Genomic DNA, 24,940 nt, shown 5'->3' on the forward strand with positions numbered 1-24,940 from the left:
AAGATCCGTCAGCCGACAATCCAAAGCGCGTACTAGCTCGTGGATGAGTTGGTACTGGCACAGTTTACGAGCTGCGTCACTGTCGAGAAGGTACAAAGCGCTTACTCACCAAATCCCTGGATCGTCAAAAGGTACTCCTGATTCTCGATGCTCAGCTCGTCAAGTGAGGCACCATCTCGAAAGTACCGCTCTATCACTTCTATCGCACTGGGCTGGGAAGGACTGTATCCAAGGGCCTGATTCGCACGTGCCCAATCGTTATGCTCTTTGGCGTAGGAAAGAATCAGGTGTCCAGAGTCAATACCAAGCTCTCGCCCAAGCACGACCGCTTTGGCAGCGAGCGCTGTACCAGATGTTAGGCGACCCACTGTCGATAAGGGCTTGATATGCCCATTCCGGATTAGGGACAACGCGAACGCGTCCGCCTCACGCTCTTCTGTGTCCTTGCGCTGGTTCGTTACTTCAATCAACGAGTCTGTAACCTCGGCGAGATCCTCGTCGATCAATACACCGTCTTTACCCAAGTGGCCGCAGAGGATGTGGCCAAGTTCATGCGCTAGGACAAACAGCTGCCGCGGATGCTGTGGGCTGTTGAAGCCCAGGACGATGACTGGTCGACCATCAATGCTCACCGCCATACCCGTTACGCGTTTGCTGGCTTTTGGGAGATCTTTCAGATAAAGCACAGGGATGCCATGCACCCAGCAAAACTGGAGCAGACCTTCGAAGTCGACATGTTTTTTGCCGGTGAGCTCGAGGATTTCTTCTCGCAACGCCTGAGGGTCTGTAGTTGGGGCGGTGTAAGCCGTCTTCACACAAAATAAGGCAAGCTTGGCGATTGCGACGCCTAGACCTGCAGAAACGTTGAGCTCGGACTCTTTGGTATCCGAGCGACGCTTAAACCTAGCGCCGCGCGCGTCCGCCTGGATGTGCAGCTCGCCATCGAGCCCGAAGCTGGCCTCCAACCCTAAGCGCTGCTTGAGGATCAAAGCAAATTGGAGAGCGCCGGCGCTGGTTTTGAACAGGCTATTGTCCCACCAGTCGGGCAGGAGTTTCTCAATATAGGAACGCGGGTACCCCGCAGCCTTCAGGCTACTGAACGCTGACTTCACTGTCACTGGGGCTGAAGCCTCATCCATAGCTCCTCCTGTTTACCGCTGTGCATGCTGCCATTTTCACAGAGACGCCTTTTGGTGGGCAAAAAGCAATTGCGCGAGTCGCTTTGCGTGCTGATCAGACCCATCCCAGACCGCCGCCAGGGCATCCATGAGAATAGGCGAAGTGCCGGGGTCAGCCTGTTCGGCATAGATTGAAATTTCTGCATAAATGCATAAGCGTTTGAGCGTGCTGGTCACACGCTGCGGCTGCAGGTTCAGGTTGCGGAAAATTTGGGATTGGTTGATCCCTGTAACCTTTGATATTCCTGAACTTGAAACTACTCCACGCCGATCAAAAAATTGGCGAAGCTCGTTCTGGATTTGGCGGACATCTTTTATGCGATTCATCGCTAAATATTAGCATATTTGCATAAGTATGGTGCTGACGTATCATGCAGGCATGCACGCCCCAATGGGTTAAACTATACGGCTGTTCATAGGCGACTTTTCTTTTATCAGGGCTACATCGATGCGTGAGGCAGAGATCAAGCGAGCATTAGCGCACCACTTGGACTGTGTTCGTGACAGCGTGTCGAGCATGATTCTTGAGGAGCTGCAGCTTAGCGGAGGCGAGATCCGAGCGGATGTTGTCGATGTGCATGACATGCACTGTTACGAGATCAAAAGCGAAGGCGACTCTCTTAAGCGGCTGCTCGGCCAGGGCGGCCGTTATGCGCGGGTATTTGACCACGTCACTCTGGTCACCACCGAGCGTCACCTGAAAAAAGCAATGCCCATGCTTCCCAAATGGTGGGGAATTCTTCTCGTCCCAGAGAATGAAGATGCCCAATTCAAACAGGTGCGAGTCGCCAAGCCCAATAAGGGGCATGAGCCTGAAGTTCTCGCGACGTTGCTTAAGCGCGAAGATTGCATGTCTATCCTGGAGCAACGTGGATCTATTCGTGGGTGGCGAGGCAAGAGCCTGTACATGCTTCAAGAACGCGTTGCGGAACTGCTCACGCTGGACGAGCTCAGGGAAACAGTTCGCAGCTTCCTCATGAGGCGTGGAGAGGCTCCTGTTGAAACGGAGCCTTACGACTTGTTCAGTACTGCTCTTTGACGACGTAGGCGATGTGATGAATCCAGGCCTCGGTGAGGTGCGAGGACGCACCTGACTTCTTGTTTCGGTCTGGCACGCTCTCATCTGCTCGGATTGCCATCTGACGATCGCCCAGAGAGAACTGCGGCCCCATGAAGTCATCAGCGTATGTATTGACCAAAATGACGGACAGGTTGATCGAGTCTTGCTTGCGTTTTCCGGTGGCCTTTAGGATCAGCCAGTCCTTCGCCCTGGTGTATCTGATGGCCACCTTCTTGGCGATCTTCTTCAGTATGTCCTCGGTCCACTTCGGTGACAGGATGCCGTAATCGGAATACCCCAAGGTGAGCTCAGGAGCGACGGCATTCAGTTCCTTCCAAAGCTTCCAATCATTTCGATCATATTCCGCCATTGTTGCTACATCGACCAGACTTTGTGGATAGGCACCGGAGGTTAGGTGCACGGTCGTGTACCCGAAGGCCTTAAGCTTCTGCAGACCCCCCGCGAACGACTGCAGTACCTCAGGCGTCCATGACGTAGGACTTTCACCGAGATCTACCATCAGCAACGGCGACACATTAAGTCCGCTCAACATCGAGAAGGCGCTTCCTGCTTGATCAAAATGCACCTGCGACAACGTCAAGCCTTCTGCTCTCAAACGAACAACTACTGTCTCGAATGTCGAGAGCAGTTGTTGCATTTTATCGTTGAGCTCTAAAGCATCGCGGGAATCGATGACTGGAATGATGGGATAGGTCTTGTCGCCGGCGACGGTCAAGAAAGATTCAAATTCCTTCATTCGCCGGCCATCCAATCGACCGGAAGGATTGGCATAGTCGACTAGAGCCGTGCCTTTCCAGTAGTGATAAACCTCAGACATCAGCAACTCATGATACGTGACACCTCGCACCTCAATGCATGGCCATACGTGCTCGATTAGCTCCTCCCCGATAGCTGAAAGCGCTTTCTGTTCGGCCTTCTGCCATTTGATGATAGGAATGTAGGGGGGATGACTGGGGTACTGGGACGGCATTTCCTCTCCTTGGAACACAATATTAGTTAGCCATCATGGTACTTTTACTGGATCGATTAGGCGAGCGCGCCGAGACACCTTCTGAGGGCTAAGAAAGGCAGTCAGAGGCCGCACAAGCTGTAGCCATCGCCAACCCCATTGATACCCAACTTGACTTGGCCGCGATTCACTTGTCGATATGGCACTTTGATAACCACTATGGGAGATTAAGCGGCTCGGGTTCAATCGAAGCGAACCCATGGTGAATATGGAAGGGATGGTCCAGTCGAGCTATGAAATTACAATCTATACGCCTGTCGAACTTTCAATCTTATGGGTTGGAACCTACCGAGCTGAGTTTTGACAAAATCACCTATCTGATTGGTCCGAATGGCTCCGGTAAAACGGCTGCTCTACAGGCTCTCTGCCGACTATTCGCTTTTGATCCTTCACTGCGTCGCATCCAACGCTCTGACTTCCATGTCCCCCACATTGAAGCTGAAGTACCAGAAGAGCGAAAACTCTGGATTGAAGCCGATTTCCTTTTTCCCGAGCTGACCAAAGACGAAGACAACAGCACCGTTGCTCCCCATTTCGGGCACATGCGACTTGATGAGCTAGAGGGTATCCCTCGTGTGCGCTATCGCCTCGAAGCAACTATGGGCATAGATGGCGATATTGAAGAAAGCTTGGTGTATGTACTCGATGCAGATGCTGATGGAGCTCCGCTCAACACGGCGCAGGTGGCACGTCCAGAACGCAATCACATCCACGTGCACTACCTCCCAGCCAGACGCGATCCTGCTGATCATATCGCCTATGGCGCCAATGCATTACTCGGGCGCATTTTGCGATCAGTGCAGTGGGACAGTGAGCGATCCACCATAAAGGGACTTACTGATCAGATCAGTGAAAGCTTATCCACCAACCCTTGCATTGATGCGTTCAGCACCAGCCTTAGAGCTGTTTGGGGCGAGCTGCATAAAGGTCGCTTTTTCACTGATCCAAAAATTACGTTCGTAGCTTCTGAAATTGAGTCCCTTCTTCGGCACTTGTCCGTCTCCTTTTCTCCGGGACACGACGACAACCTTGTCGACTTTGCCCGCCTGAGCGATGGCCAGAAGTCGATGCTCTATCTGTCGCTGGTCCTGTCATCCCAGGCCATAGGCCGGGCAGTCTTGTCTGGAGAAAATACCTCGTTCGACCCTGACAGACTACGGCCACCTGTTTTTACCCTCATAGCCGTTGAGGAGCCTGAGAACAGTCTTTCTCCCCATTACCTGGGCCGTATCGTCAACGCTTTGAACTCGATGGTGAAGCAACCCGATGCTCAGGCGTTGATAGCAACACATGCGCCATCCATGCTGCGCAGAGTGGAGCCGGAACACATCCGCTACCTCCGCCTAACGGAAGCCCGGCAAACGCGAGTCTCGTGTATCAAGCTTCCTGAGAAGACTGATGATGCTCACAAGTATGTGCGTGAGGCCGTCCAAGCATTTCCGGAAGTCTATTTTTCCCGGTTGGTCGTCTTGGGTGAAGGAGATAGTGAGGAAATCGTTTTACCCCGGCTGCTGCGTGCCAAAAGCACACCAGTGGATGAATCAGCGATCACGATTGCCCCACTGGGTGGCAGGCACGTGAATCACTTCTGGCGCCTGCTATCAGAGCTGCAAATCCCGTACGTGACTCTCTTGGATCTGGATGTTGCTCGTTATGCGGCCGGATGGGGGCGAATAAAGTATGTAAACGATCAGCTTGCTCAATACGAACCAGCCAAAGTGCTCCCTAAAGAATGGCGAATCTCGCATTGGAAAGATGACGCTGTACCGCTACGTACCCATCACTATTTTGAAGTCAACAAGGATGAAAAAAAGGATGTTTTTGTAGCTCTAAAAGAACGCGGTGTTTTCTTCTCTTCCCCAATGGATCTGGATTTTGCAATGCTCCTTGCGTACCCAGACGCCTACCAAGTGGTAAAAGAAGATCCTGATGCCGAGACCATCACTGCTGTCTTGGGTAAGAGCCATCACAACTCGGCTCAATACACCCCTGATGAGCTGAAGTTATTTGGCACCTATCATCGAAGCTTCAAGCTAGGCAGCAAGCCCGCAGCACACCTTGAGGCGCTGGCCAAGCTAACCGATGAGCAACTGCTTATTGGAATGCCTAAGTCGCTCAATGATCTGGCCGATACTGTCATCGCTATGCTTGAGGAGATTCCTGAGTGATCTCCATTGAAGCATGGCAACCAGCAGACGGACTAACGCTCGAACCCAACGCGTCCCTAGCGGCGCGTGAACAAAAGCGCTGCTTGGCTCTTACCGCTGGCCCTGGAGCGGGCAAGACAGAAATGCTCGCCCAGCGCGCAGACTTCCTATTAAGAACTGGCACCTGCCGGTATCCGAAGCGGATTTTGGCAATCTCCTTCAAGGTAGATGCAAGTAAAAATCTCAAGGAGCGTGTTCAGCGGCGCTGCGGCACCGATCTTTCGTCACGATTCGATAGCCACACGTTCCACGCCTTTGCAAAACGCATCATCGATAGATTTCGGCTTGTGCTTACGGGTAACGACAGTCTCGATCCAGGCTACAAAATCGGTGACAGAAAAATTAGCCGTAAGCAGATCGAGTTCGGTGACCTCGTTCCCTTGGCTATTCAAATACTCGAGAAATCCGCCATCGCTCGAAATGCGATTCGGCAAACTTATAGCGATGTCTTTCTGGATGAATTTCAGGATTGCACTGATCAGCAGTATCGGCTGATTAGGACTGCATTCAAGGGCACGTCCATTCGACTGACGGCAGTTGGAGATACCAAGCAGAAAATCATGGGTTGGGCAGGCGCGCTCGATGGCATTTTTAAGACGTTTGCCGAGGACTTCAACGCAATCCCCCTCAATATGTATCGTAACTTTCGCTCTAAACCCCGCTTATTGCGGATGCAGAACGAGATTATCCGAGTGCTGGACCCAGCTTCGGTCATGACTGACGACCAGCTTGAGGGTGAGGAAGGAGAGGTGTTTGCCTATCGGTATGAGAATAGCCAGATAGAAGCTGAAAGCCTGGCAGATCTGATTTCTGAATGGGTCCGTAAGGAGTCTGTACCTATTTCGGAAATCGCCATTCTGGTGTCCAAACTTCTTGACCAGTACGCCCTTCAATTGATGAGCGCGCTGGAGGCTCGGGGCATCCCTTACCGAAATGAACAGCAAATGCAAGACATCACCGTCGAGCCCGCTGCACGTTTGGTTGTGGACTACCTATTGTGCATTTATGGCCAACGCGAGCCCAAGGCCTGGATCAGAATGATGGACCAGTTGATTCCGTACGCCGATGACGAGTTACAGGCCAATGTACGACAGGACCTAGGGCGGTTCATCAAAGCACAGCGTAAAAACGTCGCGATAGCTGACTTAATTGGTGAGTCATTCGAGGGATGGTGGGAAGCAGCTAAAGCTTTTCTCAAGCACATCAGCCTAGAGACGCTGACTGCGCTCTCCCCCGACTATGAATCACAGGATAGGTTAAGGGAGGTATTGCGCGACACACGAGCCCGTATTGAAGATTTGCTTAAGCTTGAGCCTGACCTTCCCAAAGCACTGGTGCGCTTCTCGGACGATCAAGCAGTCAGAATCCTAACCATACATAAAAGCAAAGGGTTGGAATTCGATTCAGTCATCATCATGGCCGTCGATAACGAAATTTTCTTCGGTGATCACGACGCGAACCGCTGTGCATTTTTTGTAGGAGTTTCTCGTGCCAAGAGGCGTTTGGTACTCACGCATGCTGCAGTTCGAGAAAGACCAGAGGGTTATGAAAAAAAATGGAATGTCCATCGGACCGAGCAGGTGGAATTTTTCTCCTACAGCACACCTTTCGTAGCCAGCACAGCACCATAGATACGGAACCTAGCACGTCGGTGTACCGCCGAAAATCACATTCTTCTGAACAAATTGATTGACTATTTTTTGATCGTCGTTGGTAGGTGTCCATATTTTATGGAGTGTGGAAATCTACCAATTGGCACAATCGCGTTGGTCAAACGCACAAGGAGCCAGTGTAATGTCAACTAGAGACGAATTCAGAGCAAAAACGAAAACTGCACTTGCTCGCCGGGCTGCGCATTTTTGCTCGAACCCATACTGCCTCAAGCTTACCGTCGGTCCGTCCTCGGTAGCGACTCAGGCACTAATGTCGGGCCATGCGGCACACATTCACGCTGCCGCTCCGGGTGGCCCCCGCTATAAGGCCTCACAAACCCCCGAAGAGCGTCGCTCCATTGAGAATGGCATTTGGCTGTGTAGAGAATGTGGCGTCTTGGTCGACGCAGATACTTCCGGTTATCCTGACGTACAACTGAGGGAGTGGAAGACAAACCACGAGACCATGGTTTCTGAGGTGCGCAGCGCAGGATATTCGCGCAGTCTTGCATTACTCCAGGCAGGTCGCACAGAGCCTCAAATTGCGAAGAAAATCATCGCAAGTATGGAGGATCGCCGTTCTCTGTGGGTGACCTTCGATGCCGAATTTCCCGACCGCGTACGACAGTCGTTAGACGAGCTCCGATCGCGCCTCGCAACTATCCGCGGCGAGCTACTGGAGGGAAGCTCTCTGGATGGCATTCTGTTTGCGCTGACCAAGACCATTCTGAAGTTCTTCAATACTGTAGAGTCATCCGATCTGAGAACACTGCGCTGCAATGCAAACGATCCTGAGTGGATGCGCTTCAGCGAGGCTCTGGCAGCGCTCAGGAAGTCCATCGGATTGCAGATTGCCAATATTGCAGAGTCCCATGGCCTCAAGCTGAGCAACGATCTCCAGTGCATCGCCCCGCTCAAGGTATAGACGGCCCGCGATGAGTTGCCTGGCGTATCAAATTCGCTGATGCGCCCATTTCTTAAAAAGCCTCCTTGTAGCATCGCGCTGCTGCCCCAAAAGTGGCTGCAACGTTTCTAGTGTCACCACTTGGCCATGTGCGACCAGATAATTGGCCGCTTCGCAGACCTCCTGCTCCGAAACGAAGTAGACCCGCAGATCCAAGTGGTTCGAGAGCACCGTCTCCAGCCAGTAGGGCAGCAACCCTGGGAGCTCTGTCGTCCGGCTCCTAGACATACCCATTGCTCGACAGCAGAACACAAACCGGTCAGGCCACTCCTGCAGTAACCAGCATGCGCGAAGAACCAACTTTAGCCGTCGCTCAATCCGTTGACGTTCGAAGTGGGCCTTGGAGGGAGGCAACACTTCGACGCCTAGATCTGGGCAGAACGTGCGTTGCAGCCGGTCCCCATACTTGCCGTTCAGAAGAGAGATGATCTTGTGTAGACCTACAAAGAAGGGCGCCGCACAGGGTACCCCCTGGACAATCTGCCTCCAAGGGCATGCCTCAAAATCAGTGGCCAGTGCCATCGAAAGCTCTACCGTCTGCTCATCTGGCCACGATGGATACTGGGGGGTGGTGAGCCCTAGATCCACTCCACACGCATGGCACTTTCGAAGCAACGAGACGTGAGGGCATTTGTCTCGTCCTACGCCGTGACGATGGAAAATGACCGGTGCCAGGCACCTCGGACAAACCTCTTCCAACACACAGCCGTGATACTTGCAGGCAACGGCGAGCGCCACCCGCCAGGATTGACGGTAGAAGGGAAGCGGGTCGCTCCTTAAACATAGCGGGCAGTACAGTAATCCTGCGAGCTTATGGGTCCGATGAAATATTCCCAGCGGAAGTAGCCACGCTATAGACCCATGACTAGTGAGCTCCTCATAGAGTGTGCCCTCGTACCTAGCCAGAGACATACCCTGCAGAACCTGAAGAGGCTGCCCAGTTGCTTGGGAGAGCAGCGTCAGTAACTTATTGGGCTGATAGCGATCAATGTCTCGGTTCCAGATAGGCCCCTTGAACCCGAGAAGACCGGAATAGAACGAGTGGAGCGGGAAATAGTTGGAGAATGCCAGCCGCACCAACCAGGACGAGAACAGTTCGTCCTGCAATGGCTGCGGATGCATCGGGAGCATGTCAAACCTCGAGTACCGCTTTCTTGCGTTCAGATGGGGGCCTGTATCCGCACTTGGTCAGCACCACGTCATTGATCTGCTCGATCCCAGAGTCAATGGCATACCGTGCAGCCGAATTCAGGAGCTTCGAAAGCTCGCCAATGGTGCCCTCGCAGATCGAGAGAATTTTCATGGACAGCAGGGGATCAACCAGGTGCGAAGGGTGGCGCAGCGGCAAGATCAACTCAAAGGAGGATAGCAGCCTGTTAAACTCTTTGCCTCGGTCCCAACGAGGTAGAATCTCAGGCTCAAAACGGTTCTGCAGTTGCTCATCGACGCTGAAAGCGTTGATCAACGTCTGGTCCCCCACACCGATGATCGAAATCTGCAGGTCATTGGTTAGGTACTTGATGACATTCAAAAACAAATGCTGACTCTGCGAAGTTCCTGAAAGCATGTTGTGCATTTCATCGATCACCAAGACCTTCAGCTGAATGCCCTTGAGCAGGCCCATCACGAAAGCACGTTTGGTGTCTGCTGAGCCGTTTGGTAAACGCCTCAACAACGGACGCACCAGCTCCATATAGAAACCAGCTTCGGTCGGCTTTGGAGGCGTCTGTACGACCAAGACGGGCACATTGATATGCTCGCCACCGGCGTTGTCACAAGGCGGGTGGCGAGAGGCAAAGCGAGTAATGAGATCGGTCTTGCCGTTATTCGTCCGGCCGATAAGGAGCATGTTGGGCATTCGTGTTACCCGCGGATGTCCATACAGCCACTCAAGCTTCGTATCAATTTCCTTCGCCCGTGTATAGGTAAGCCAACGGGGAGTGTCCAGCCAGGCCTTTCGCTCCTGATCGCTCATGCTACGGGACTTGTCTGCCATTGCCGGTATGAGGTGCTCGAAGTCACTCATGGCATCAACCTAATTCAATTTCAAATGGTTGGACTTCCAGATCTTCAGCCTCGTCTGGCACCACGGAGATATTGTTATCAGTTGCAGGTTTGGAATGAACGCCTTTCCAACCTAATCTCCGCTCGGAATTTCTTCTGTGTCGTTTCTCCGTAGCTCGAGCATTCTTGGCCAGCCGAGTTGCCTCCAATGCCTTTTCCTCGATCTCTAGCATTTTTGCGTAACCTTCGAAAATTCTATCTTCGTTAACAGGAAGCTGGGAATCCTTGAGTTGACGCTTAACCGCTCTAAGCTCCCAAACGCTCATTGGAGGACGATTTGCATTAAAGTACGGAACTGGGTAGTAGGTTTGATCATCTGGATCCAGAAAATAAATAATGCTTATATCTCGCGGATCCCTAACAAACGTAAACTTACGACCCTTGTCGCCCTCACCTTTCTCACCAATCCGCTTCCTTAGAATTGGCGCATAGTAATGAACGTTATCCCAGACCACCCCTTTTCTTTGCACTGTTATCAACTCATAAGGGAGAAAGTCGAGACGCAGTTTCTCTTCACTCTCAATAGCCTCTGGCAATCCAATACCAGGCCTATCCTTAGTGCCATGCACAAGTTCAGCGTATCGATTTATTGGTGAATCATCGCAGATCCCTTCATGGGGGCTATTGTGATAAATATAAACAATAAATATTGTTAGCCAGAGCTCCAATTCCGAGAGAGTGAAACAAGCTTTACCTTCCGAATTATAATTCAGCTTCTCCTGAATGTTAGAAAACGTAGTCCCTGAGATTGAATGCGTTTCAGACATGAACGTACGGAAGGCACGCTCAATGTGCGGACCGTAATTTGGCTGACCTCTAGGGCGCCGCTCTATTATTAGGCCGTACTCGTTGGCGCCACGCCTCATTGATTTGCCAACAAATTCAGCGGCATTGTCGACGTGTATTTTTTGCATCAAGCCGTAAATTGGCCACTCAGCAGGAATATCTCGCTTCGCTAGCCAGTAATCTTTCTTTGCAACAGCGTGCGCAATACACAAGGCAGCCGATGTGGTGCTTGGAGGATCAAGAGTTAGGCAGAAGCCCCCGATCATACGGGTTTCCACGTCAATACTCATCGTAAGATACGGCCTGCCTATTGGTATTCTTAGTCCTTCACTAACTAGAATTACATCGACAGGGGTGTGATCTATCTGAACCACAGCGTTAGGAAACTCGGGATCCGGATAGGAGCCGCGGACCGGACTTAAATTCTGCTTGGCCACCCGTGGTCCGAATCTACGCCGCTGACGTTCTTTCTCATCAATAGAGTAGCAACGTTGATAGGTGGTGTTCGGATGCGGTGCATCCAGCCCAAGTTTTCTGCATTCTGTTCTAATGAGGCTGTGAACCTTTGAAATTTTCTTTCTCTCAAGGCACAAGTAGTGCTCGTTAATATTCTTCTCGATAACGAACTCTACCTCCTCACTCAAGCGTAAGTGACCTGCATCTGAACGCTTAGTACGCAAGAGAGACGAAACCAGTCCAGTCTCCTTAAACCGACTTATCCATCGATAGATCGTCGCGGGGGATTTTTCATTCGCTGCGGCCACCTCCTTCACATCCGTCTTTGAGTAGCCTGCCTTCTGCAGGAGTGGTCGGATAATCTCGTAGCGTTCCGCTGCAAGGTCCCATACAAGATCCTTGGCAAAAACATGCTTCGCTGTGAGCCCCACGTTTGAGACAGGGGTCGTCGACAGCTCTGTTGCGCGAACTACGTGGGTAGTATTGTCGGCCGTGGTTCTGATCACGGCCTCGGTTAAACCCTTGAGTTCAAGAACAACAGAAGCTTGATTGCGCCAGTAGGTAAGCGCTCCTGGGCGAATCGCGTTCATGGCTGGGCCTCCTTCATGGGCCAGATACGAGATGCCATCGTCAGCCTCTGGTCCAGATCGCAGCCAATTTCTCCAATGGCGACCATGTGCCATAGCACAGGAATTAAATGCGCTCGCCCATTGGGTAGAGAGCTCAGGGCGTGAAGTAGGAAGTCGGGGTCTGCTTCACCCAGATCCCAAAGCACTGTCAGCACATGATCCCGAAGGGCTGGATCGATCTTTCGTGAAAGGTAGGGCCACAGGAAGCGCGCGTTCGTGAGATAGTTCGTGCGGATTTCGACCTCGGTAAAGACCCGGAAAACCCAGCCTTGCTCTTGGCAATACGCTTTCGCTGCACGGAATTTCGGAAGGTAGGTTTTCCAGTCGTTACGGAAATCGTCCCTGAATTTCACCTCGTAAAGGATGGAGGGCTCGTGAGTGGTCGCGTTTCTGTAGTGGATGAGGCCATCTGGTGTGTAGCGTCGCTGAGCGCCATCTGGGGTGATGTAGCTGATGGTGAGCGGTTGAGGTGTAAAATGTCGGACAGTTCGATCAAACCGGATCAGCTCCATCATGTCCCGCTCAAGTGTGGACTCATATGCCCCCATCCCGGCGACTATTCCGGTGACTCCGCGGGAAGAGCGGCTTACGTCTCGAACTGGGCCAGAATGCTTGATGGCGTGACGATCTAGCAGACCATGGTGGGTGATAGTGGACATAGAGTACCTGCTGGACTATTTGCCCAAAATGCTACCTATCGTCCGTGAGCGGATTGGAACCAATTCGGCCCCATTTAGGGTGCTAAACCTCCGCCAATGGGCGAAACAAGCTATGCACCATCAGCATCACCGATCAGTAAAGATACTCCGGATGCTCGAAACCTGAGGATTAGGTGACGAGCGTGAATGCGCCAGTCGCAGTGAGCGATGTAAAGCAGTGATTTTTCTCATTTAGCAAAAGAGCCTACAGGCAGCTCAAAACCGCAACCCGGCGAAATCACCCTCGCTCATCACGGCGTGCTGTTTCTCGATGAGCTGCCCGAGTTTGATCGCAAGGTGCTCGAGGTTCTGCGCGAACCGCTGGAGTCGGGCTGCATCGTGATCGCACGGGCCAAAGAGCGCGTGCGGTTTCCCGCAAGATTCCAGTTGGTAGCGGCGATGAATCCCTGTCCCTGTGGATATCTTGGCGAACCGAGCGGCAAGTGCTCATGCACGCCAGACATGGTCCAGCGCTACCGCAACAAATTGTCGGGACCATTGCTGGACCGGATCGATTTGCACCTGACGGTGGCGCGGGAGGCGACAGCGCTGAACCCGGCGGTGAAACCGGGTGAGGACAGCGCCAGCGCGGCCACGCGGGTCGCCGAAGCCCGCGAGCGTCAGCAAAAACGCCAGGGCTGCGCCAATGCGTTTCTCGATTTGCCGGGGCTGAAGGAGCACTGCAAGTTATCCACAGCCGATGAAACCTGGCTGGAGACCGCGTGCGAAAGATTGACCTTGTCGCTGCGCTCGGCGCACCGGCTGCTCAAGGTCGCGCGGACGTTGGCGGATCTCGAAAAGTGCGCAGATATCAGTCGCGAGCATCTGGCCGAAGCGTTGCAGTATCGGCCGGCGACTCAGTAAGTGTCGAGGTCGTGGCGGGCCCAAACGCAAGCAGGCTCGCTCTCACAGGTCCAACAAAAACCCTGTGGGAGCGAGCCTGCTCGCGATAGCTATTTCAGAGACGCCTCACCGGAAGCGGTCGACTTCCTGGCGCAGGTCGGCCGCTAGGCCTTCCAGTTCCTTCGCGGTGATGGCCAGGTTCGACACCACCTCGCGCTGCTCGCTGTTGGCCATCGCGATGCTCTGCAGATTGCTGCTCAACAGCGTCGCGGTGCTGCTCTGTTCCTGGGTCGCGGTGGTGATCGCCGCAAACTGTTGTCCGGCCGAACGGCTCTGCTCATCGATCCGCGCCAGCGCCGAGGCGACATTGGCGTTACGCGACAGGCCTTCCTGCATCAGCAGGTTGCCTTGCTCCATGTTGCTGATGGCGTTGCCGGTTTCCTGCTGAATGCTGTGAATCATGCTGGAAATTTCATCCGTCGCCTGACGGGTACGCGAGGCCAGACTGCGCACCTCGTCGGCCACCACGGCAAAGCCGCGACCTTGTTCACCGGCACGGGCCGCTTCGATGGCCGCGTTGAGTGCCAGCAAGTTGGTCTGTTCGGCAATCGAGGTGATCACACTGACGATGCCGCCGATTTCCTGAGAGCGCTGACCGAGCGTGTTGATCACGGTCGCGGTGGTGTTCAGTGCGCCGGCAATCTGCTCCAGCGAGGAAGACGCTTCTTCCATCGACGTGCGACCGATCTGGGTCTGCTGGGCGTTTTCCTGGGCCAGACGCTGGGTGTTGCCCATGTTGTCGGCAATGTTCAGCGAGGTGGCGGAGAACTCCTCTACCGCGCCGGCCATGCTGGTGATCTCGCCGGACTGCTGCTCCATGCCTTCGTAGGCACCACCGGACAGGCCGGACAGGGCTTGAGCCCGACGGTTGACCTCTTCCGATGCGCGGCGGATGTGCTCGACCATGGTCGACAGGGCCTGGCTCATCTGATTGAAGGCGCGGGCCAACTGGCCAATCTCGTCGTTGCTCGACACGCTCAGACGCACGCTCAGATCACCGGCGCCCAAGGCTTCGGCCTGACGTACCAGATCACCCAAAGGCGCCAGCTTGCTGCGCAGCAACCAGACCACGGAGCCGACCGCCAGCAACATCGCCAGCAGGCTGCCGATGGCCAGTTGGGTACCGACGCTCCAGGTCACTGCGCGGATCTCGGCCTTCGGCATGCTCGCCACCACCGACCACGGCCCACCCTCGAACGGCACGGCGATGCTGTAGAAATCTTCGGATTTGTCGCTCCAGAACCGGCCTTTACCCGGTGCTTTCGCCAAATCGTTGACCACAGGAATCGCCTGATCCAGCGCCTGCACGCCCGCCGGGGCCACCAGCCATTGGTTTTTCTCGTCCAGCAATGCCAGCGAGCCGGTCTGGCCGATGCGGAAGCGCTTGAGGTTGTCGAACTGGGCGTTTTGCGCGTCGGTGTAATCGAAGCCGACGAACAACACCGCAATCACCTTGCCGCTGCTGTCACGCACCGGGGTGTATTGGGTCATGTAGGAACGGTCGAACAGCAAGGCGCGGCCGACGTACCCTTGCCCCGCCATCAACTTCGCATAGGCTGGATGGGCGTGGTCGAGCAAGGTGCCAATGGCGCGGGTGCCATCCTGTTTGGTCAGGGAGGTGCTGACCCGCACAAAGTCTTCGCCGCTGCGCACGAACAGCGTGGCGACACCCGCTGTCATCTGTTTGAAGTCGTCGACTTCCTTGAAGTTGTTGTTCAACACTTCGCTGCCCAGGTGCAGGCCCGGCGTCTGGGTGCCAGCGACATTGACCGGCTCGCTCGGGTGAATGCTCAGGCCGGAGCTGAAGCGTTTCTCGAACAACCCGCTCAGGCGCTGGGTGCTTTCGCGCAGCGTGCCGTGGAAGGTGCTCAATTGGTCGGCGAGCAGACGCGCTTCACTGGCGAGGTGCTCCTCACGAGTGGCGAGGTTGGCGGTGTCCAGCGAACGCAGGGCGAACACCGTACTGCCGCTGATGACTATCGCCAGTATCACGGCGAGCGCGAGGCCCAGCTGCGAGGCGATCCGAGCGCGAGGTTGAGACATGGACAGCTCCTGGCCGAGCCTCGGGATCCTCCTTGATCCTGACTCGGAAATTTTCTAATAGTGGGGTGAATCGTGGAGACCGGCACGACGGTTCCACATGCACGTATTCGGCGGTAAAACCGAATACTTGAGCGAACAGCAGGGTTATGGCCAAAGGCCGGCATTGTGCAGGCTAGAACGTTTCAGCTCAAGCGCGTGACCGCCGGCAGCGCCATGGCCCGGACTTCCCCTTGCAGGAAGTCGCTGAGGCGGCGCAAACGTTCACCTCCCGGACGGGTCTTCGGCCACACCAGATAATAATTCAGTCCGCTGGCGACCGCCGTCGGCCACGGCAGGCTCAGTCGTCCTTGCGCGACATCCTCCGCCACCATCAGCAGATCGCCCATCGACACCCCATAGCCCCGAGCCGCCGCGATCATGCCCAGTTCGAGGGTATCGAACACCTGCCCGCCCTTGAGCGACACCTGATCCGACAGCCCCATGTACTCCAGCCAACTGCGCCAGTCCCGACGATCCGGCGTCGGGTGCAGCAATTCGGCGCTGGCCAGCCGCGCCACGTCCCAGGGCTGATCGTTAAGCAGGTTCGGCGCGCCGACCGGAATCAGCTCCTCCGGAAACAGCAGGCTGGCTTCCCAGTCCGGCGGGAAATGTCCGTCACTGAGCAGCACCGCGCAATCGAAGGGCTCATTGTTGAAGTCCACCGAATCCACGTCCATCCACGCGCTGGTCAGTTGCACCTCATTGCCTGGCTGCAGATGCCGGAAGCGACTGAGCCGCGCCAGCAACCAGCGCATGGTCAGGGTCGACGGGGCTTTCATGCGCAGGATGTCATCTTCGGCACGCAAGGTATTGCAGGCCCGCTCAAGTGCAGCGAACCCCTCGCGGATGCCTGGCAGCAGCAGCCGCGCCGACTCGGTCAATTGCAGGTTGCGCCCGCTGCGGTGGAACAACCGGCAGGCGAAATGCTCTTCGAGCGTGCGGATGTGCCGGCTCACTGCACTCTGAGTGATCGACAGTTCTTCGGCAGCCCGAGTGAACGAACTGTGGCGGGCCGCCGCTTCGAATGCGCGCAGGGCATACAAGGGGGGAAGACGACGGGACATGCAAAGCGCTCCTATGGCGGGATTGAGCCAACTTAGCAGAATCGCCGCAGGATGAGTTTTAATCATGCCACCCATCCTTTTTATCCCTTTGTGCAAAGCGGTACGAGCGCCGAGAATCGACGGACTTTTCCTACAAATCGATCAACAGGCACCCACCTCATGCAACAACCTGTGCGCACCGAACTCTGGGCCATCCTGCGGCTGGCGGGGCCGTTGATTGCTTCGCAGTTGGCGCACATGCTGATGGTGCTGACCGACACCCTGATGATGGCGCGCCTCAGTCCCGAAGCGCTGGCCGGCGGCGGCCTGGGCGCGGCGAGTTATTCGTTCGTGTCGATCTTCTGCATTGGCGTGATCGCGGCGGTCGGCACCCTGGTGGCGATTCGTCAGGGCGCCGGCGACATCATCGGCGCTGCCCGGCTGACCCAGGCCGGACTGTGGCTGGCGTGGTTGATGGCGCTCGGTGCCGGGCTGCTGTTGTGGAACCTGAAACCGGTGCTGTTGCTGTTCGGCCAGACCGAAACCAACGTCAACGCCGCCGGGCAATTTCTGATCGCCCTGCCCTTCGCCCTGCCCGGCTACCTGAGCTTCATGGCCCTGCGCGGTTTCACCAGCGCTATCGGCCGGGCGACACCGGTGATGGTCATCAGTCTCGCCGGAACGGTGGCCAACTTCCTGCTCAATTACGCACTGATCACCGGCATGTTCGGCCTGCCGAAACTCGGACTGACCGGTATCGGTCTGGTCACGGCGATTGTTGCCAACTGCATGGCACTGGCACTGGCCTGGCACATTCGCCGGCATCCGGCCTATGACGCCTACCCGCTGCGCGAAGGCCTGTCGCGGCCGAACCGGCAGTACCTGAAAGAGCTCTGGCGCCTGGGCCTGCCGATTGGCGGCACCTATGCGGTGGAAGTCGGCCTGTTCGCCTTCGCGGCGCTGTGCATGGGTACCATGGGCAGCACGCAACTGGCGGCACACCAGATTGCCCTGCAAATCGTCTCGGTGGCGTTCATGGTCCCGGCGGGCATGTCGTATGCGATCACCATGCGCGTCGGCCAGCATTACGGCGCCGGGCAATTGATGGATGCGCGGATGTCGGGACGGGTCGGCATTACGTTCGGCGCAGTGGCGATGCTGTGCTTCGCCATGGTGTTCTGGCTGCTGCCGAATCAGTTGGTCGGTTTGTTCCTCGACCATGACGACCCGGCGTTTGCCGAGGTGATTCATCTGGCGGTGAGCCTGCTGGCCGTGGCGGCGTGGTTCGAGCTGTTCGACGGCACCCAGACGATTGCCATGGGCTGCATCCGTGGACTCAAGGATGCCAAGACCACGTTTCTGGTCGGGCTCGGCTGCTACTGGCTGATCGGTGCGCCGGCGGCGTGGCTGATGGCGTTCCATCTGCACTGGGGGCCGACCGGCGTCTGGTGGGGGCTGGCGCTGGGGCTGGCCTGTGCGGCGGTGAGCCTGACGCTGGCGTTCGAATGGAAGATGAAGCGGATGATTCGGCTCGAGCCGCATGCTCAAGGCTTCAAGATCGCCCAGGCCGAGTGAGTTTCCCTGTGGAGCGAGCTTGCTCCCACAGGGATTTGAGGCTAAACCACGATCCCCAGCGGCGGCTGACTGGCATCAGCCATCAGGTACTCAACCAGCTCCGCCAACGGCAACGGCTTGCTGATCAGATAGCCCTGCACCTGATCGCAGCCGAACCCACGCAGCAAATCCAGCTGCTCCCGGGTTTCCACCCCTTCGGCCACCACTTCCAGGTGCAGGTTGTGCGCGAGATTGATCATCGCGTGCACCAATTTGCGGTTCTCTTCGCGTTGCTCCATGCCGCCGACGAAGCTCTTGTCGATCTTCAGCAAAGTGATCGGCAGGCTGTTGAGGTGCACGAACGACGAGAACCCGGTGCCGAAGTCATCCAGCGAAAAACGCACGCCGAGGCGACCCAGAGCGTCCATGGTCTGCTTGACCAGGTCACTGCGGCGCATCACGGCGGTTTCGGTGAGTTCGAATTCCAGCCACTGCGCCTCGACACCGCGCTCGGCGATCAGTCGGCTGAGCGTCGGTAACAACTGACTGTCCTGGAACTGGCGGAACGACAGGTTGATCGCCATGTGCAGCGCCGGCAGACCGCGCTCGCGCAGGGCCTGCATGTCGCGCAGGGCCCGGGAAATCACCCAGTAACCCAGCGGCACGATCAGACCGCTCTGCTCGGCCAGCGGCACGAATTCGCTCGGCGGTAGCAGGCCGCGCTCGCTGTGGCGCCAGCGCACCAGCGCTTCGAGGCCGACGATCTGGCCGTCCTGCAGGTTCAGGCGCGGCTGGTAATGCAGCTCCAGCTCGTCACGGCGCAAGGCCCGGCGAAGCTCGCTTTCGAGGTCGGCCATGCTTCGCGCGTTGCGGTTGATCCGCTCGTTGAAGATGTGAAAGGTGCAGCCCTGGGTGCTCTTGGCCTGCTGCATGGCGATGTGCGCATGCCACATCAGCGGATCGGCGCCGCCCTGGGCGCGGGCATGGGCGATGCCCAGGCTGGAACCGATCAACAGGCTTTCGCCATCGACCCAATAAGGTTCGGCCAAGGCTTCGGTGATGCGTTCGGCCATCCATTCGGCCCGTTGCGGGGCGCGGCGGGTGTCGATCAGCAGGGCGAATTCGTCGCTGCCCAGGCGCGCCAGTTGATCGCCGACTTCCAGTTGGCTTTTCAGCCGTGCGACGACTTGCAGGATCAGGCGGTCGCCGGCCTGGTGGCCGAGGGCGTCATTGGCGTGGCGGAAGTTGTCGAGATCGAGGTGCCCGAGGGCCAGGCCGCGGCCATCGTTTTCGGCCAGACGGGCCGTGAGCAGGGTCTGGAAGCCCTGGCGGTTGGCGATGCCGGTCAGCGGATCCTGCTCGGCCAGGCGTTGCAGGGTGTTTTCCAGCACGCCGCGTTCGCGCACATGGCGCAGGGAACGCCGGAGCATGCCGGGATCGAGGGCATCGAATACCAGCCAGTCGCTGACGCCGTCGGGCGCGGTCGCCGGTTCGTGCTCCAGCAGCAACACCGTCGGCAGGCTGCAGCGGCCGGGCGCCGGCTGCAACGCGGGAACGGTCAACAACACCGCGTGGCGGTTGTCTTCGAACAGGCTGCTGACCGACTCCCAGTTCGGCGCGCTGATCAGCACCGCCGCACTCCCCAACGGAGCCAGACACTCGCGCAATAACGCTGTCCACGCTGGCTCTTCGGCCAGTAGCAGCAAACGCAAGGGTTCGACAGGCGTAGTCAAGCTGACTCCCTAGACTCTGCAATGATGTGGGCGGCGGGCATTATGCCGTTGCGGCAACCAATGACCAAACGACAACGGTTATCAAACCGTTATTTTGTGTCACGAATGAGAACATTAGCCGCAAAATCACCGCGCATCCTGCGTGAAAGTAACAAAACCGGCAAATTTGAATCGCGTGCTGCGTCACAAGTCGGAGAGAGCAGCACAAATCGCTGAGCCTGTTAAAATGCCGGCCCATTTCGTCAACGACTCCCGAATTTTCGTATGTCCCGACTCAATCCCCGGCAGCAAGAAGCCGTGAACTACGTCGGCGGCCCTCTATTGGTGCTCGCCGGTGCTGGCTCCGGCAAGACCAGTGTGATCACGCGCAAGATTGCGCACCTGATCCAGAACTGCGGCATCCGCGCCCAGTACATCGTCGCCATGACCTTCACCAACAAGGCCGCGCGCGAGATGAAGGAGCGGGTCGGCACCCTGCTGCGTCCAGGTGAAGGCCGCGGACTGACGGTCTGCACCTTCCACAACCTGGGCCTGAACATCATCCGCAAGGAACATGAACGGCTGGGCTACAAACCCGGTTTCTCGATCTTCGACGAAACCGACGTCAAGTCGCTGATGACCGACATCATGCAGAAGGAATACGCAGGCGACGACGGCGTCGACGAGATCAAGAACATGATCGGCGCCTGGAAAAACGACCTGATCCTGCCAGCCCAGGCCCTGGAAAACGCCCGCAACCCCAAGGAACAGACCGCCGCCATCGTCTACACCCATTACCAGCGCACGCTCAAGGCGTTCAATGCGGTGGACTTCGACGACCTGATCCTGCTGCCGGTAAAACTCTTCGAAGAGCACGCCGACATCCTCGAAAAGTGGCAGAACAAGGTGCGTTACCTGCTGGTCGACGAATACCAGGACACCAACGCCAGCCAATACCTGCTGGTGAAAATGCTCATCGGCAAACGCAACCAGTTCACCGTGGTGGGCGACGACGACCAGTCGATCTACGCCTGGCGCGGCGCGCGGCCGGAAAACCTGATGCTGCTCAAGGACGACTATCCGTCCCTGAAAGTGGTGATGCTGGAGCAGAACTACCGCTCCACCAGCCGCATCCTGCGCTGCGCCAACGTGCTGATCTCGAACAACCCCCACGAATTCGAAAAGCAGCTATGGAGTGAGATGGGCCACGGCGACGAGATCCGCGTGATCCGCTGCCGCAACGAAGACGCCGAAGCCGAGCGCGTGGCCATGGAAATCCTCAGCCTGCACTTGCGCACCGACCGCCCGTACAGCGATTTCGCGATCCTCTATCGCGGCAACTACCAGGCCAAGCTGATCGAGCTGAAACTGCAGCACCATCAGGTGCCGTACCGTCTGAGCGGCGGCAACAGCTTCTTCGGGCGTCAGGAAGTGAAAGACCTGATGGCCTACTTCCGCCTGATCGTGAACCCGGACGACGACAACGCCTTCCTGCGGGTGATCAACGTGCCGCGCCGCGAGATCGGCTCGACGACCCTGGAAAAACTCGGCAACTACGCCACCGAACGCAAGATTTCGATGTACGCCGCCACCGACGAACTCGGCCTGGGCGAACATCTGGACAGCCGCTTCACCGATCGCCTGTCGCGCTTCAAGCGCTTTATGGACAAGGTGCGCGAGCAGTGCGCCGGCGAAGACCCGATCTCCGCCCTGCGCAGCATGGTCATGGACATCGACTACGAGAACTGGCTGCGCACCAACAGCTCCAGCGACAAGGCCGCGGACTACCGGATGAGCAACGTCTGGTTCCTGATCGAAGCCTTGAAGAACACCCTGGAAAAAGACGAAGACGGCGAAATGACCGTCGAGGACGCCATCGGCAAACTGGTCCTGCGTGACATGCTGGAACGTCAGCAGGAAGAGGAAGAAGGCGCCGAAGGCGTGCAGATGATGACCCTGCATGCGTCCAAGGGCCTGGAATTCCCTTACGTGTTCATCATGGGCATGGAAGAGGAAATCCTCCCGCACCGCTCCAGCATCGAAGCCGACACCATCGAAGAAGAACGCCGCCTGGCCTACGTGGGCATCACCCGCGCGCGCCAGACCCTGGCGTTTACCTTCGCCGCCAAGCGCAAACAGTACGGCGAGATCATCGACTGCGCGCCAAGCCGCTTCCTCGATGAGCTGCCGCCGGACGATCTGGCCTGGGAAGGCAACGACGACACACCGACCGAAGTCAAAGCCGTGCGGGGCAATAGCGCACTGGCCGATATACGCGCGATGTTAAAGCGCTAGAATTGACCACTTTTTTAAAACCTTAGGGCGCACAAGGCGCCAACAGAGGACAGCTTCATGGAAGCCCTGCACCAGAAAATCCGCGAACAAGGCATTGTGCTTTCCGACCAGGTCCTGAAGGTCGACGCCTTCCTGAACCACCAGATCGACCCGGCCCTGATGAAGCTGATCGGCGACGAATTCGCCACACTGTTCAAGGATTCGGGCATCACCAAGATCGTCACCATCGAAGCCTCGGGCATCGCTCCGGCGATCATGACCGGTCTGAACCTCGGCGTGCCGGTGATTTTCGCCCGCAAGCAACAGTCCCTGACCCTGACTGAAAACCTGCTGTCGGCGACCGTTTACTCGTTCACCAAAAAGACCGAAAGCACCGTGGCCATCTCCCCGCGTCACCTGACCAGCAGCGACCGCGTGCTGATCATCGACGACTTCCTGGCCAACGGTAAGGCATCCCAGGCGCTGATCTCGATCATCAAGCAGGCCGGCGCCACTGTCGCAGGCCTGGGCATCGTGATCGAGAAGTCGTTCCAGGGCGGCCGTGCAGAACTGGATTCGCAGGGTTACCGCGTCGAGTCGCTGGCTCGCGTGAAGTCGCTGAAGGATGGCGTGGTGACTTTCATCGAGTAACCCGCAACACCGCAGGACTTATGTGGGAGCCAGTTTGCTGGCTCCCACCGGTGTTTTGGGGTGGACAGTTATGGCGCGCTGGCCTTCAGACCAGTGAGCAACAACCGCTGAAACAGGTCTTCTTTCAGACCTTCCGGGTTTGTGAGTTGCATCCGCTCAAGATGCTCCGGATACAGCGAAGCCTGAGGCGCGTCCAGCGCCGCCTTGCCCAACTCCAGAATCTCAGTCAGCTTGAACTTGCTCTTGAGCCAGTTCAGCGCCCGCAACAAATCCTTTTCGACCTCCGTGAAATCGCAGCCCAGCGGATACTCCGGAAACAGGTTCGGATGCCGTGCGGCAATCGCCTGCAAGCGTTGTGGGGTGTTGTCGGTAAAGCGCGGATCGAGACGGAAATCCTTTGGCAGCTTGCCGACCTTCTGCGCCTGTTCGATCAGGCCCTGCTGGAAGCGCGAGTCGCTGATGTTCAACAGCGCCTCGATCACCACCGCATCCGACTTGCCGCGCAAATCGGCGATGCCGTACTCGGTGACCACGATGTCGCGCAGGTGCCGTGGAATCGTGCAGTGGCCGTACTCCCAGACAATGTTCGAACTGACATCGCCGCCGGACTCGCGCCAGCTGCGCAGCAGCAGAATCGAGCGCGCATCGTGCAGCGCATGGCCCTGGGCAACGAAGTTGTACTGGCCGCCGACGCCACTGAGCACCCGCCCGTCTTCCAGCTGGTCCGCCACCCCCGCGCCCAACAGGGTCATGGTGAACACCGTGTTGATGAACCGCGCATCCAGACGTTGCAGGCGCTTGAGCTCTTCCTGACCGTACAGCTCGTTGATGTAGCTGATGCGGGTCATGTTGAATTCGAGGCGTTTGCTCAGCGGCAATTCACGCAAGCGTTCATAGAAACTGCGCGGTCCGAGGAAGAAACCGCCATGGATCGAGATGCCATCGGTTTGCGCCGTCTCGTCGAGGGTCCCGGCGTTAGCCTGCTGCTGGGTCTGCACATCCGGGTAGACCTTGCGCCGGATGATCCCGGCTTCGGCCAGCACCAGCAGGCCGTTGACGAACATTTCGCTGCAACCGTACAGGCCCTTGGCGAACGGTTCGATACCACCCTCGCGTTCGATCAACTGCGCCCATTGGCTGAGGTTCACATCGGCCAGCAAGTCCTGGTATTCGGCATTGTCGGCCTGACGCGCCAGCAACGCAGCGGTCAGCGCATCGCCCATCGAACCGATGCCGATCTGCAAAGTCCCGCCGTCGCGCACCAGCGTACTGGCGTGCAAACCAATGAAGTGATCCTGAAAACCCACGGGCATGTTCGGCGTGGAGAACAGCGTGCTGCTGTCCTTCTCGTCAATCAGCAGGTCAAAGGTATCGATGTCGACTTCGGCATCGCCCGGCATGTACGGCAACCCGGTGTGTACCTGACCAACCAGCAGAATGGTCTCTCCCGCCGCCCGGCGTTTGGCGATCATCGGGAACAGATCGAGGGTGATGTCCGGGTTGCAGCTCAGGCTCAGGCGATCGGGATGTTCGCTGCTGCTGGCGAGCAACTGCGCCACCAGATTCAGCCCGGCGGCGTTGATGTCGCGGGCGGCGTGGCTGTAGTTGCTGCTGACGTAGTCCTGCTGGGCCGGTGCACAGTTGAGCAAACTGCCGGGTTGCATGAAGAATTGCTCGATGCGGATGTTGGCCGGCAGGCTGTCGCGGTGCAGGTCGGCGAGGAATTCCAGCTCCGGGTAATCGCCAAATACCCGCTCGACGAAAGGTTCGATGAAGCGTTTCTGCAAACCGTCGCCCAAGGCAGGACGGCCAAGGCACAGGGCGGTGTAGATCGTCAGCTGACGTTCGGGCAATCCGGCCACCCGCCGGTACAGCGCGTTGACGAAGGGATTGGGTTTGCCCAGCCCCAACGGCAGGCCCATGTGGATGTGCGCCGGCAACCGCGCCAGCACATCGTCCACCGCCTGTTCGATCGAACACAACTGCACCATCTGAAG

At 57.0% G+C, this 24,940-nt stretch carries 18 protein-coding genes and 3 pseudogenes; 8 read left to right on the top strand and 13 right to left on the bottom strand.

Annotated elements, in window-relative coordinates; all coding sequences use genetic code 11:
• Positions 1-101: 101 nt before the first annotated feature.
• Positions 102-1,139: an ImmA/IrrE family metallo-endopeptidase gene (locus ACKJSM_RS04670; protein ID WP_410236762.1), complete on the bottom strand. Its 1,038-nt coding sequence runs from the start codon at positions 1,137-1,139 to the stop codon at positions 102-104.
• Positions 1,140-1,175: 36 nt separating this feature from the next.
• Positions 1,176-1,505, bottom strand: a complete 330-nt coding sequence (locus ACKJSM_RS04675; protein WP_410236763.1) for a hypothetical protein — start codon at positions 1,503-1,505, stop codon at positions 1,176-1,178.
• Positions 1,506-1,626: 121 nt separating this feature from the next.
• Here ACKJSM_RS04675 and ACKJSM_RS04680 point away from each other — a divergent pair, with 121 nt between their 5' ends.
• The gene (locus ACKJSM_RS04680; protein ID WP_410236764.1) at positions 1,627-2,217 is read left to right on the top strand and encodes a sce7726 family protein; all 591 of its coding nucleotides are present in this window, start codon (positions 1,627-1,629) and stop codon (positions 2,215-2,217) included.
• Here ACKJSM_RS04680 and ACKJSM_RS04685 read toward each other — a convergent pair.
• Positions 2,201-3,229 carry a beta family protein gene (locus tag ACKJSM_RS04685; RefSeq protein ID WP_410236766.1) on the bottom strand — a complete coding sequence of 343 codons (1,029 nt, stop codon included), beginning with the start codon at positions 3,227-3,229 and terminating at the stop codon, positions 2,201-2,203. The genes ACKJSM_RS04680 and ACKJSM_RS04685 overlap by 17 nt on opposite strands.
• Positions 3,230-3,501: 272 nt before the next feature.
• Here ACKJSM_RS04685 and ACKJSM_RS04690 point away from each other — a divergent pair, with 272 nt between their 5' ends.
• The 3 genes from ACKJSM_RS04690 to ACKJSM_RS04700 all read left to right on the top strand — a co-directional run bounded on the left by ACKJSM_RS04690 (position 3,502) and on the right by ACKJSM_RS04700 (position 8,052).
• The gene (locus tag ACKJSM_RS04690; protein WP_410236767.1) at positions 3,502-5,436 is read left to right on the top strand and encodes an ATP-dependent nuclease; all 1,935 of its coding nucleotides are present in this window, start codon (positions 3,502-3,504) and stop codon (positions 5,434-5,436) included.
• Positions 5,433-7,106: a UvrD-helicase domain-containing protein gene (locus ACKJSM_RS04695; RefSeq protein ID WP_410236768.1), complete on the top strand. Its 1,674-nt coding sequence runs from the start codon at positions 5,433-5,435 to the stop codon at positions 7,104-7,106. Before ACKJSM_RS04690 ends, ACKJSM_RS04695 begins: the two co-directional genes overlap by 4 nt.
• A gap of 418 nt (positions 7,107-7,524) precedes the next feature.
• Complete coding sequence (locus tag ACKJSM_RS04700; RefSeq protein WP_410236769.1) at positions 7,525-8,052, top strand: hypothetical protein; 528 nt, start codon at positions 7,525-7,527, stop codon at positions 8,050-8,052.
• 27 nt (positions 8,053-8,079) lie between these two features.
• Here the strand turns inward: ACKJSM_RS04700 and ACKJSM_RS04705 are convergent, their stop codons facing one another.
• From ACKJSM_RS04705 to ACKJSM_RS04725, 5 genes and pseudogenes are all read right to left on the bottom strand, one after another.
• Positions 8,080-8,286 (bottom strand): hypothetical protein, encoded by a 207-nt coding sequence (locus ACKJSM_RS04705; RefSeq protein ID WP_410236808.1) that lies wholly within the window; start codon positions 8,284-8,286, stop codon positions 8,080-8,082.
• 513 nt (positions 8,287-8,799) lie between these two features.
• Positions 8,800-9,222 (bottom strand): annotated as a pseudogene (locus ACKJSM_RS04710) (TniQ family protein); the annotation flags it as partial.
• 1 nt (position 9,223) lies between these two features.
• Positions 9,224-10,117, bottom strand: a complete 894-nt coding sequence (locus ACKJSM_RS04715; RefSeq protein ID WP_410236770.1) for a TniB family NTP-binding protein — start codon at positions 10,115-10,117, stop codon at positions 9,224-9,226.
• Between the two features lie 4 nt (positions 10,118-10,121).
• Positions 10,122-11,987, bottom strand: a complete 1,866-nt coding sequence (locus ACKJSM_RS04720) for a Mu transposase C-terminal domain-containing protein (protein WP_410236772.1) — start codon at positions 11,985-11,987, stop codon at positions 10,122-10,124.
• Positions 11,984-12,541, bottom strand: a complete 558-nt coding sequence (locus ACKJSM_RS04725) for a TnsA endonuclease N-terminal domain-containing protein (RefSeq protein WP_410236773.1) — start codon at positions 12,539-12,541, stop codon at positions 11,984-11,986. The genes ACKJSM_RS04720 and ACKJSM_RS04725 overlap by 4 nt, the downstream gene beginning before the upstream one ends.
• Before the next feature lie 393 nt (positions 12,542-12,934).
• Between ACKJSM_RS04725 and ACKJSM_RS04730 the strand changes: the two are divergent.
• A pseudogene (locus tag ACKJSM_RS04730) lies at positions 12,935-13,588 on the top strand (ATP-binding protein); the annotation flags it as partial.
• 105 nt (positions 13,589-13,693) lie between these two features.
• Here ACKJSM_RS04730 and ACKJSM_RS04735 read toward each other — a convergent pair.
• The 3 genes and pseudogenes from ACKJSM_RS04735 to ACKJSM_RS04745 all read right to left on the bottom strand — a co-directional run bounded on the left by ACKJSM_RS04735 (position 13,694) and on the right by ACKJSM_RS04745 (position 16,773).
• The gene (locus ACKJSM_RS04735; RefSeq protein WP_409438524.1) at positions 13,694-14,554 is read right to left on the bottom strand and encodes a methyl-accepting chemotaxis protein; all 861 of its coding nucleotides are present in this window, start codon (positions 14,552-14,554) and stop codon (positions 13,694-13,696) included.
• Positions 14,549-15,670, bottom strand: a pseudogene (locus ACKJSM_RS04740) (Cache 3/Cache 2 fusion domain-containing protein); the annotation flags it as partial. The gene ACKJSM_RS04735 and the pseudogene ACKJSM_RS04740, both read right to left, overlap by 6 nt.
• A gap of 182 nt (positions 15,671-15,852) precedes the next feature.
• On the bottom strand, positions 15,853-16,773 hold the full coding sequence (locus ACKJSM_RS04745; protein WP_410236774.1) for a LysR substrate-binding domain-containing protein: 921 nt from the start codon (positions 16,771-16,773) through the stop codon (positions 15,853-15,855).
• A gap of 159 nt (positions 16,774-16,932) precedes the next feature.
• Here ACKJSM_RS04745 and ACKJSM_RS04750 point away from each other — a divergent pair, with 159 nt between their 5' ends.
• Entirely contained in the window at positions 16,933-18,327 is a 1,395-nt protein-coding gene (locus ACKJSM_RS04750; protein WP_410236775.1) for a NorM family multidrug efflux MATE transporter, read from the top strand.
• A gap of 41 nt (positions 18,328-18,368) precedes the next feature.
• Here the strand turns inward: ACKJSM_RS04750 and ACKJSM_RS04755 are convergent, their stop codons facing one another.
• Positions 18,369-20,039, bottom strand: coding sequence for a putative bifunctional diguanylate cyclase/phosphodiesterase (locus tag ACKJSM_RS04755; protein ID WP_410236776.1), 1,671 nt, complete (start codon positions 20,037-20,039; stop codon positions 18,369-18,371).
• Positions 20,040-20,303: 264 nt separating this feature from the next.
• Here ACKJSM_RS04755 and rep point away from each other — a divergent pair, with 264 nt between their 5' ends.
• Together rep and ACKJSM_RS04765 are read left to right on the top strand one after the other, a co-directional pair.
• Positions 20,304-22,313, top strand: coding sequence for a DNA helicase Rep (rep, locus tag ACKJSM_RS04760; RefSeq protein WP_011336539.1), 2,010 nt, complete (start codon positions 20,304-20,306; stop codon positions 22,311-22,313).
• Positions 22,314-22,370: 57 nt separating this feature from the next.
• On the top strand, positions 22,371-22,943 hold the full coding sequence (locus ACKJSM_RS04765; protein ID WP_003229440.1) for a xanthine phosphoribosyltransferase: 573 nt from the start codon (positions 22,371-22,373) through the stop codon (positions 22,941-22,943).
• 68 nt (positions 22,944-23,011) lie between these two features.
• On the opposite strand, the gene ACKJSM_RS04770 is transcribed toward ACKJSM_RS04765, so the two are convergent.
• Entirely contained in the window at positions 23,012-24,934 is a 1,923-nt protein-coding gene (locus ACKJSM_RS04770) for an acetyl-CoA hydrolase/transferase C-terminal domain-containing protein (protein WP_410236779.1), read from the bottom strand.
• Between the last annotated feature and the right edge of the window lie 6 nt (positions 24,935-24,940).

Source organism: Pseudomonas sp. PHC1 (assembly GCF_046487845.1).
GTDB classification, from domain to species: Bacteria; Pseudomonadota; Gammaproteobacteria; order Pseudomonadales; family Pseudomonadaceae; genus Aquipseudomonas; species Aquipseudomonas sputi.

Excerpts from the sequence above, each read along its gene's own strand:
- ACKJSM_RS04670 (WP_410236762.1), bottom strand. The coding sequence starts at position 1,139 with ATGGATGAGGCTTCAGCCCCAGTGACAGTGAAGTCAGCGTTCAGTAGC.
- ACKJSM_RS04675 (WP_410236763.1), bottom strand. The coding sequence starts at position 1,505 with ATGAATCGCATAAAAGATGTCCGCCAAATCCAGAACGAGCTTCGCCAA.
- ACKJSM_RS04680 (WP_410236764.1), top strand. The coding sequence starts at position 1,627 with ATGCGTGAGGCAGAGATCAAGCGAGCATTAGCGCACCACTTGGACTGT.
- ACKJSM_RS04685 (WP_410236766.1), bottom strand. The coding sequence starts at position 3,229 with ATGCCGTCCCAGTACCCCAGTCATCCCCCCTACATTCCTATCATCAAA.
- ACKJSM_RS04690 (WP_410236767.1), top strand. The coding sequence starts at position 3,502 with ATGAAATTACAATCTATACGCCTGTCGAACTTTCAATCTTATGGGTTG.
- ACKJSM_RS04715 (WP_410236770.1), bottom strand. The coding sequence starts at position 10,117 with ATGAGTGACTTCGAGCACCTCATACCGGCAATGGCAGACAAGTCCCGT.
- ACKJSM_RS04720 (WP_410236772.1), bottom strand. The coding sequence starts at position 11,987 with ATGAACGCGATTCGCCCAGGAGCGCTTACCTACTGGCGCAATCAAGCT.
- ACKJSM_RS04725 (WP_410236773.1), bottom strand. The coding sequence starts at position 12,541 with ATGATGGAGCTGATCCGGTTTGATCGAACTGTCCGACATTTTACACCT.
- ACKJSM_RS04735 (WP_409438524.1), bottom strand. The coding sequence starts at position 14,554 with ATGAGCCAGGCCCTGTCGACCATGGTCGAGCACATCCGCCGCGCATCG.
- ACKJSM_RS04745 (WP_410236774.1), bottom strand. The coding sequence starts at position 16,773 with ATGTCCCGTCGTCTTCCCCCCTTGTATGCCCTGCGCGCATTCGAAGCG.
- ACKJSM_RS04750 (WP_410236775.1), top strand. The coding sequence starts at position 16,933 with ATGCAACAACCTGTGCGCACCGAACTCTGGGCCATCCTGCGGCTGGCG.
- rep (WP_011336539.1), top strand. The coding sequence starts at position 20,304 with ATGTCCCGACTCAATCCCCGGCAGCAAGAAGCCGTGAACTACGTCGGC.
- ACKJSM_RS04765 (WP_003229440.1), top strand. The coding sequence starts at position 22,371 with ATGGAAGCCCTGCACCAGAAAATCCGCGAACAAGGCATTGTGCTTTCC.
- ACKJSM_RS04770 (WP_410236779.1), bottom strand. The coding sequence starts at position 24,934 with ATGGTGCAGTTGTGTTCGATCGAACAGGCGGTGGACGATGTGCTGGCG.